The sequence below is a fragment of the Neptunicella sp. genome, from assembly GCF_048268085.1.
Classification (GTDB): domain Bacteria; phylum Pseudomonadota; class Gammaproteobacteria; order Enterobacterales; family Alteromonadaceae; genus Neptunicella.
Genome location: NZ_JBLWWF010000011.1, coordinates 128,716 through 138,198 on the forward strand (window position 1 = coordinate 128,716; position 9,483 = coordinate 138,198).

General features: G+C 44.0%; 8 protein-coding genes. 1 reads left to right on the forward strand and 7 read right to left on the reverse strand.

Translation table 11 applies throughout. From position 1 onward, the window contains the following. Positions 1-20 precede the first annotated feature (20 nt). From ACTD55_RS10770 to ACTD55_RS10795, 6 genes are read right to left on the reverse strand one after another with little or no spacing between them, the layout of a single operon-like run. Entirely contained in the window at positions 21-824 is an 804-nt protein-coding gene (locus tag ACTD55_RS10770) for a potassium channel family protein (RefSeq protein ID WP_438864339.1), read from the reverse strand. Between the two features lie 33 nt (positions 825-857). Beyond that, positions 858-2,099 carry an ABC transporter permease gene (locus tag ACTD55_RS10775; protein ID WP_438864340.1) on the reverse strand — a complete coding sequence of 414 codons (1,242 nt, stop codon included), beginning with the start codon at positions 2,097-2,099 and terminating at the stop codon, positions 858-860. Continuing rightward, positions 2,096-3,313, reverse strand: coding sequence for an efflux RND transporter periplasmic adaptor subunit (locus ACTD55_RS10780; protein ID WP_438864341.1), 1,218 nt, complete (start codon positions 3,311-3,313; stop codon positions 2,096-2,098). The genes ACTD55_RS10775 and ACTD55_RS10780 overlap by 4 nt, the downstream gene beginning before the upstream one ends. Continuing rightward, positions 3,313-4,305 (reverse strand): HlyD family secretion protein, encoded by a 993-nt coding sequence (locus ACTD55_RS10785; RefSeq protein WP_438864342.1) that lies wholly within the window; start codon positions 4,303-4,305, stop codon positions 3,313-3,315. The genes ACTD55_RS10780 and ACTD55_RS10785 overlap by 1 nt, the downstream gene beginning before the upstream one ends. After that, positions 4,305-5,297, reverse strand: coding sequence for an HlyD family secretion protein (locus ACTD55_RS10790; RefSeq protein ID WP_438864343.1), 993 nt, complete (start codon positions 5,295-5,297; stop codon positions 4,305-4,307). The genes ACTD55_RS10785 and ACTD55_RS10790 overlap by 1 nt, the downstream gene beginning before the upstream one ends. Further along, positions 5,281-5,964: an ABC transporter ATP-binding protein gene (locus tag ACTD55_RS10795; RefSeq protein ID WP_438864344.1), complete on the reverse strand. Its 684-nt coding sequence runs from the start codon at positions 5,962-5,964 to the stop codon at positions 5,281-5,283. Before ACTD55_RS10795 ends, ACTD55_RS10790 begins: the two co-directional genes overlap by 17 nt. 184 nt (positions 5,965-6,148) lie before the next feature. Here ACTD55_RS10795 and ACTD55_RS10800 point away from each other — a divergent pair, with 184 nt between their 5' ends. Then, positions 6,149-8,170, forward strand: coding sequence for a TonB-dependent receptor (locus ACTD55_RS10800; protein ID WP_438864345.1), 2,022 nt, complete (start codon positions 6,149-6,151; stop codon positions 8,168-8,170). Between the two features lie 275 nt (positions 8,171-8,445). Here the strand turns inward: ACTD55_RS10800 and ACTD55_RS10805 are convergent. Further along, positions 8,446-9,483 (reverse strand): DUF885 domain-containing protein (locus tag ACTD55_RS10805; protein WP_438864346.1); only part of this gene is annotated, 1,038 nt, incomplete at its 5' end.

Below are 9,483 nucleotides of genomic sequence, written 5' to 3' on the forward strand. Positions count from 1 at the left end.
GCTAACCTCCCATTGCAGGTTTAATCTGCACCTTCGGTACTGATATGCAGTATTTCGCCACAATGTTTGCAGTGCACCGCATCATTGTCGTGGCGATTAAGTCCACACGTTGGACATTCATGACGGATTTTGCCCGGCCTGAAAATAGTTTGTAATAAACGTAAAAACAGGGAAATACCGAAGATCATGATCAACACGGCCAAAATATGACCACTGGTGCCAATTAGGGTGATATCACCAAAACCGGTGGTGGTCAGGGTAGCAATGGTAAAATACAACGCATCGACATAATTGTTTATCGCTGGATTGTTGGCTTTTTGGCTGACAAAGACCACCGCAGTAATGACAAAAACAAACACCAGTAGGTTGACGACGCTAAAAATCACATCTTCATATTTGCGTACAAAGTGAGACTGCCTACGCAAGCTTTTTATCATGTGGTATGAACGTAATAGCCGTAAAGAGCGGGCAATACGCAAGAAACTGAAGTTTTGTGCCAAGGAGGGGGCTAACAAAGAAAAAATCACAATCAAATCAGCCAGACCGACCGGGTGAAAAATATCACGTAGCGGCTTTTTGCTAATCGACAATCGCGCAATCAATTCGAACAAATAGACAATACCAATAAGCATCTCTGCTGCGCGCCAGTTATCACCATGATTAAAAAACGAGGCTGTCACAAAATAGGCAATCGTCACCGCATCAAACGCCAGCAAACCCCAACGGAAATAACGGGATCCTTTGCTTGAGCCATTATATAAATTGTCTATGCTCTGATGTAGCTTGGATCCAGATCCATTGTGTGACTGCTGTTTGTTCGTCATCGACCGCTATTCCTTATTGAATTTTTCTCGTAATCAGTCGCTATGCAACGCTTCAATGGGATTGAGTTGTGATGCTTTAATCGCAGGAAATACCCCAAAGCCAACACCAACTGCCATGCATATAGTTAACGACAAGAATATCGCCACCATCGACCAACTCACTGCCCAGCCAGAATAAAAGCCGATTATTTCCGACAGCACCAAGCCAAATACAATTCCCAATAACCCACCTAACACTGAAATAGTAAAACTCTCGGCAATAAACTGTAGTTTAATATCCTGTTGAGTCGCACCGACTGCGCGTAACAGACCAATTTCTTTGGTGCGTTCCAATACGTTGGCTAACATGATATTCATAATACCAATCCCCCCCACCAACAAAGAAATACCCGCTACACAGGCCATCACGATATTAAAAATTTGCTGGGTTTGTTTTTGCTGGGCCAATAGCGCGGCGGGAATAATCATCTGATAATCTTCCGCTTCACCATGACGCAATTTAAATAATTGCGACACACCTTTGGCCGCCACCATGGGATCAATTTGATCGGAAACTTTGAGTTTTATCATATCCAGCTCACTGGCCAACGGATTACTGTTGAGTTTCTTTAGGCTGGTGCTGAGTGGTACAAAAATACGTGTACTATCACCACCTATTTTAACCCCCTGAAACTCATCTTTAGCCATATAAGGTTCAGACAACACGCCAACCACCTTCACCCATAGATGATTGACCTTAACGTACTGATTCAATGCATCCTGTTCAGGGAAAAGTTGTTTGGCAACACTGGATCCCAGCACCGCGACTTGAGCCACATTTCGATTATCTTCATCATTCAAGGTTCGTCCTTGCTGCGCATGCATATTCGATAAACTGAAATGATTAGCTGTCACCCCTACCAGACTGACATCAGCCTTTCCATAATTACTGTATACCGACTGGGTTTTGATTCTGCGTTCAGCACTGTGGTCGATCACATAAGGTAAGGTGGTGGCCGCAGCCTCAACATCGGCTAGCGTTAATCCCAACGATTCCTGACGTATTTCATTCAATTCTTCATTGGCAAACACTTTTGATTCGATGATTAAGTTTCTCAATCCCATTGAATCGATCATCTTCAAGGCTTGGCGCTCTGCTCCTTCACCAATGTTTAGCATCGCAATCACCGCACCGACTCCGAATATCATGCCAAGTAAGGTCAATAAAGTACGTAATTTGTGCGCCGCCATTTCGGCTAATGCATCAATAATGAGCGGAAAAAACTTAGTGATCATGATGGGTTATTCTCCGCTATATTAGTTACCGGTACGCTAAGGGCGATGGCATCACCACTACTTAGCCCCTCGGTGATTTCGACAAAGTACAAATTCTTCTGTGCCGTCGTCACCGGTTGACGAATAAACTCACTGCCTTGCTGCAAATACACGAAGTTTTCACCATCCTGATTAAAAATAGCTTGCAGCGGAATGACTATCTGCGGCTCGGCTTGTTGTACCTGAATATCCGCAACCACTTTTTGCCCTGGTTGCATTAGGTTATTTTTTTCAGGTAAATCAACAAGTAACTCAAAATACTTGGTAGGATTACCCCGTTTTATCGTACGTGAAAAACCCGACACACTGGCAAGTTGTCCCTCCAATATCTGATCGGGATAGGCTTCCATCGTTAATGTCACCGGCTGGCCTTTTTGCAGCCCAATGGCATCTTTATCCAAGACATAAATCTTTGCTTGCATCTGGTCAAGATTAGGGATTTTAGCAATAGTACTGCCGGGAAAAACCGTTTGACCAATACTGGGTTTATCGCCACGCCAATTTTTTTCATACACTAGTAAACCATCATAAGGGGCTCTGACTTCCAACCGGGATAACGCCTCTTCATGTTGTTGATATTTGTCTGCATGACCTTTTTTGCGGATTTTCAAAATATCCAAGGCACTTTGGCTTTGTCCTTCAATACTGCCTTGCTTCCAGTCAATAAAATCATCCTTTACGCCCAAATATTCCTTGTTGGATAAGGTGTCAATGATTTCCAATTTGGAATACAAGCGCAAATCGTCGATGGCGAATTTATCCACAAACTCAAATTCTTTACCAATCAAGACCTCTTCGGAATTGAGTTCATTTTGTTGTTGGCTACGTTCGGCATTTTTTTGATTAATATCTTTATCCAACAGCTCCATTTCCAGCTCTTCTTTGCGGCTGTCCAAGGCCAACTGTTCACCGTCGAAACGGGCCACAATCTGGCCTTTCTTGACTCGCTGATTTTCTTCTGCCAGCCATGCTATAACCATTGGACGACGGCCAGGTGAAGCAATATTAGTGGCCTCGGCAGCTTGAAGCTCACCAAAAGCAGGGATCACAATTTCAAACGGGCGCTGTTTAACCACAAACGTTGGCACTGTAGCTTCTGGCGGCTCTGAGCAACCACTTAACAGGCCAATAAAAGCCGCTAGTATGACACTAAGTTGTATAAAACCTTTTTGCATTACAGTACCTCTACCTTGGCTTTCATGCCGGGTCGCATCTCTGCCGGTCCTTCATCATCCAGCTCTACCATGGCATCAAAGACCACCTTGGGATTATTCACAGACTTGGGATGATAGGAATCGGCCATACTGGAAATTTTACCTTGATAGGCCTTCTCGGGATAAGCTTCAAATACCACATTCACCGTCTGCCCCACATAGATTTTGGCAGTATCAGGTTCATCGAATTCTACTTTAATGGCCACCTTATCCAGTGATGGCAAGGTTATTAAACTGCGCCCCATATAGACGGTTTCACCTACCGCTGGCTTTTCATTATTCCAGTTAACATACATGACTAATCCGTCTTTCGGCGCTTTGACGGTTAACTTTTCGATATCACGTCGAATAGAATTCACCCGACTGCGATCGGTATTTATTTTGCCCTGACTGACTTGCTGATTAATTTTTCGGGCTTTTATATGATGAGCAAGACGCTGTTTAGCCTGTGCCAGTTTTTCAGTTTGAAACTCATAGTCAGCCTGTTGTTTATTACGTTCAATTTCAGAACGAGAGGCATCAGTAATTTCAGCCTTGCGTTTGGCAATATTGTAATTCATCTCGGCTTCAGCTTCTGCTAAAACCAAATCATGTTGCTTGGCTTCGTCATTGAGTTTTTGATTTTCTGCTTTTTTTATTTCCGCCTGTAACTGACTCTCTCGACCAATTAAATCAGTTTTTAGCTTTTGGCCATCAAAAACTAAAATGACATCGCCTTTTTTAACTTCGGTATTTTCATCGACCATTTTTTCTATTTTATACTGCCACATCCGCCGCACGTTAGGCGGGCCAATGGTAGCAGTTTTCAATGAAACCAACTCTGCCGATGCCGTGATCCCACTGGTAGTAGAAGTCGTCGTTTGCTCGTTGTTGGCAGAATCATCACAAGCACTTAACGCAACCACTAAACCCAAAACCGCGCTCCAATGGCATTTATATCTATTCAATTGCATTATTGTTCTCCCACCGACGATTCAGGCGTTAATACTTCAACCCGCACACTCATTCCGGGAAAAATGGGATGCTTTAGCTCATCATCAAACGCAATATCCAAATGATAATAAGCGCTATCACTCCACTGCGGCTTTTGTTCAGCCTGACTACTCATTTTGATGATATGGCCGCGATAGGTTTCGTCCGGATAGGCATCCAGTGTTAAAGCCAGTGATGAATTGTGAGGATCCAGTTTTACCGCATCAATTTCATGCACCCAGGTAGATACTTGATAAGCTGATTGTGCCTGAACCGATAACACTTTCCAGCTTGCCTCAACATTCGTTCCCGCGGAGATTTTTTCCGAATTCCACGGATGAAGCATATAGGTTACCGGTCCGGATACTTCGGCAGTCACGCTAAGTTTGCCCAATTGACTACGCTGGTAGTCAATATTTTCTTGCAGTTGGATAATCTCGATTTTTTGTTTCTGAATGCCAACATCACGTTCACTGCGCTTGAGCTTAAGTTCTTCCTCAGCTTTGATTTTTTCCATCAATGCACGTTCATAAGCAATCTGATATTTGCCCTTTTCATATTTGCTCACTTCACCGTCGGGAATATTTGCCTCAATCCGTGTTTTTTTAACGGTAATATCAGCCAGTTTGAGTTTTCCTTCGGCTTCCACTACCGCTTGATTCAAATCCATCGAGGTTTTGACCAATTGCAATTGTTGGGTTTGTAAATTCTCTTCATTTTGTTCGAGTTGGGATTGAATGCCGCCGCCATCAAACACAGTAATGAGATCACCCACATCAACCACTTTTCCCTCTTCGGCTAACCACTGAATTTGCACTTGCCAACGATCGGTGCGTGGCGCTGTAACCACTTGGCTTTTGGCGGAACTTACTACACCGGTCAATAACAACACATCTTGTTCACTGGCAACGACCTGAGTGGCGTTAAGCACTAGCCATGCGCCAAGCAGACTAAATTTACTGATTAATTGCATAATCCAGATCCAATATTTTTCCATCTCGCATCATTACCACTCGTTGAGCATGGGCAGCAATATCGTCTTCATGAGTAACCATTACAATGGTTTGCCCTTGCTGATGTAAATCGGTTAATAATTTCATAATTTCTACCGAGGTTTTACTGTCCAGGTTGCCGGTGGGCTCATCGGCCAAAACCACGGTAGGTTGATTGATCAATGCCCGTGCAATCGCCACCCGCTGACGTTGTCCCCCAGACATTTCAAAGGGCTTGTGATGCATACGATGGCCTAACCCCACTTTTTCCAGTAGCGCAATGGCGCGCTCAGTGGCTTCTTCATCGCTGATATCGGTATAACGTAATGGCAATTTGACATTACCGACAGCATCCAACTTTGGCAGCAAATGAAAGGTTTGAAAGATAAAGCCAATATGCTTATTGCGAATGCGAGATAAGGTATCGTCATCCAGTTTGGCCACATCCTGATTATCCAGCAAATATTGACCACTATTGGGGGTATCCAGACAGCCTAAAATATTCATCAGCGTTGACTTTCCGGAACCTGAACTGCCCATAAAAGCAACAAATTCATTTTCATTAATTTTTAACGATACATCCTGCAAAGCATGTACCTGCTCCGCACCGTTAACAAACGACTTGCAAATATTATTCAGCTCTAACATTTAGGGTTCCGGGCAACTGACTTTTAACAACAATCGGCTAGCCTAACGATTCCCCCCAAGTGACGCAACTAACTGATTTAGTGAATACTTTAATTTGTCTAAAAAACACGACCAATAGAAACCAACTCTTAACAAAGTAAAATTGTGTACACTGAAAATTAAAATCAATAATACTTTCAGGAACATGTCAAAAATCATCTGCACCACTCTATTGCTGTTATGTACCGTCGTCGAGGCACAACAAAGTGACTGGGAAACCATTGAAGTTAAAGGAAATCGCCAAAGCCAGCGTTTACCCCAGTTGTCATCCAATATTGCGGTATTAAGCGAAAAAGAGATCGATAACCAGCATCATGTGCATATCAATGAATTGATGTCGCAAGTAGCCGGTAGCTGGGTAAGCCGGGGCAATGGTCAGGAAAGCCTTATCGCCATTCGTTCCCCGGTATTAACAGGTGCTGGAAGTTGTGGTGCCTTTTTAATTGCCGAAGACGGAATTCCCATTCGCCCGGCCGGGTTTTGTAATGCTAATCAACTGTTTGAAATCAATACCGAACAGGCCGGCCAAATAGAGGTTATTCGCGGGCCCGGCAGCAGCCTTTATGGTTCTAACGCGGTGCATGGGGTAATCAATGTGCTGTCACCCGACGCAATGGTTCAACCGGCAATCAGTGTCGGATTAGAAACTGGCCCCGACAATTACCAGCGAGGTAAATTCAGCTTATCGAGCCATGAGCAACATCACGGTTGGCTGGCCTACGGTAACCTAAGTAAAGACGATGGTTATCAACAAGATGCCGGTTATGAGCAACAAAAACTGAATCTGGTGCACCAACTGCAACAAACCGGATTTAGCGCCAAAACGGTGTTAGCCACAACTCATATTAATCAGCATAGTGCCGGTTTTATTCAGGGCAAAGATAGTTATAAAGATGAAGAGATTAGACGAAGTAACCCCAACCCGGATGCGTTTAGGAAAGCTCGTGCACTGCGTTTATCCAGTCACTTGCAGTGGCAACTTAACGAGGCACAATCCCTGAGTTTGACGCCCTACATCAGGCGCAGTGAGATGGATTTTTCTCAGCACTGGTTACCTTGGCAATCATTGGAACATAATCAACAACACAGTGCGGGCGTGCAGGCGCAATACGAACTCGACTGGCAACAGATGCAAATTTCCCTCGGGTTAGATGCCGAATGGAGCAATAGTCAATTAGCGGAAAATCAGTTACAACCTTTTTCAGACTCGATTCCCCAAGGCCAGCATTATCGTTATAAAGTTGATAGCCAAATCGTTTCGCCATGGCTGCAAGCTAACTGGCAATTAACCGATTTAACCTTATTAACAGCAGGATTGCGTTTTGATCACACGCATTACGACTATGCTAATCAATTGGAGGATGGCAGCGCTTGTGCGGTGACGATTAACAATTGCCGCTTTTATCGCCCGCAAGATGCCCAACTAAGCTATCAAAACTGGTCACCACGACTGGGATTAGTGCACCAGTGGCAAACTGACCAATATTTTTACGCCAATATTTCCAGCGGATTCAGGGCACCACAAACCACCGAGTTATTTCGTTTGCAGGCCGGACAGCAAGCGGCAGATTTAGATGCTGAACAACTCACCAGTCTGGAAGCAGGGTTACGCGGAGGAGACAACCAATTCAATTACGATCTTAGCCTGTTTGTCATGCGTAAAGAGCATTTTATTTTTCAGGATACTGAGCGACAAAATATCAGTAACGGTAAAACCCGGCATAAAGGTATGGAATTAACGTTTAATTATTATCTGACTGACAGTATGCGGTTAAAAGGCAGCGGCACGGTTGCCCGTCATCAATATGCCAATAATATTCGCATTAGCCATCAAAATATTAACGGTAACGACATTGATACCGCGCCCAAAATCATGGGACAAATAGCTCTGCAATGGCAGCCTGAAACAGACTATCGAGCTGAACTGCAATGGCAGTATCTGGGCAAGTATTACCTTGATCCGGAAAACAGCGCCACCTACCCCGGCCATCATCTATTGCATCTTAACGGGGCGTATTCACTCAACGACAATATCGAGGTGAGTGTAAATATTCGCAATCTAACCGATAAATACTATGCCGAGAGAGCCGATATCGCGTTTGGTAATTATCGCTATTTTATCGGTTTGCCCCGCTCGATTTATGTGGGGATAAGCTGGGAAATGTGAAAAACACTTAACCTGAACTCTGGATAAGAAGTGTCGCATAACTATAAAATATATAAATAATTCAATTACTTAAAAAACTGAATTGTATTGAAGCTAATGTTTACTCGGTGACGAAAACTTTGTGTATAGCAAGGCGGGCTTTCGTACGTAATAGCTGGCTATTGCTAGAAAGCACAACGCCGCTAGGTGCAAAAAGAGGGTTATCGAGAGGCGCGGCTTATCCAGAATTCAGGTTCCTTAGGCAACATAGTCAATTATGTTGCCTAAGGATTTGCCTATAAGTTTAACTCTGCCAGCATCAGCTTGCGGATCACCGGTACTGGTGCGTTGCCATAGCTAAGAAACTTATTGTGGAAGGTTTTAAGATCGAACTTGTCACCCATTTTTTGTTTCAACTCTTCACGAAAAGCATAAATCTCGGCAAAACCATTAAAGTAACTGGTGAGCTGAACTTGCGATAAGGTTGCTCGGCGCCACTTCCCTTCAGCTTCGGTTTGCTGTTGAAAGGCTTCGTTAACCAATAAATCCAGCGCTTCCTCTTTGCTCATACCCAACACTTGCACGCTGTAATCCAGAATCGTATTAACCACCACCCGCAGATTCCATTTGTCGTACATTAACCACATTTCTGGCTCGTTATTGCCATAGCCGGATTCGAGCATCATTTTTTCCGAGTACACTGCCCAACCTTCAATCATGGCCCCATTGCCAAAAATCGATTTAATCTTGCTGGGCGATTTATTGGCATGCACCAATTGGGTGTAATGCCCCGGCAAGGCTTCGTGAATATTCAGAATTTGCAGGATCCAGTGATTATATTCGCGTAAGTAACTTTCGGCTTGTTCATCGGTGTAATCGTCCAGAGGGGTAACATTGTAATAGGTATTGGCTGTCGCATCGTACGGACCAGGAGCGTTAACTGATGCCCCTGCCACGCCGCGCTGATATTCAGGGGTCTCACGTACCACCAGTGGACGGCTAGGATCCATATCGAGTAAATCATGTTCGATGATGTACTGCTCGATAATTGGCATCTGCCGGCGTATTTCATCGACAAAATCTTCCCGTTTTACGTGATTGATGGATAGGTGATCAATCAACTGTTTCACTGCCTGTAACTTAATGGCAGGCATTTCGGTATCGGGAAAATATTTAGGCCACAACTGCTCGGTAATGCCAATCATCTCCTGATGCAGTTTTTGTTTAGCTTCTATCGCCTTGTGATACAACTCTTTGGCAGTGTAATCCGAGACAATATCATATTTGAATTTTTGCTCGTAAAGCGCTTCGCCAATGCGAAAGTCTTTGGCGCC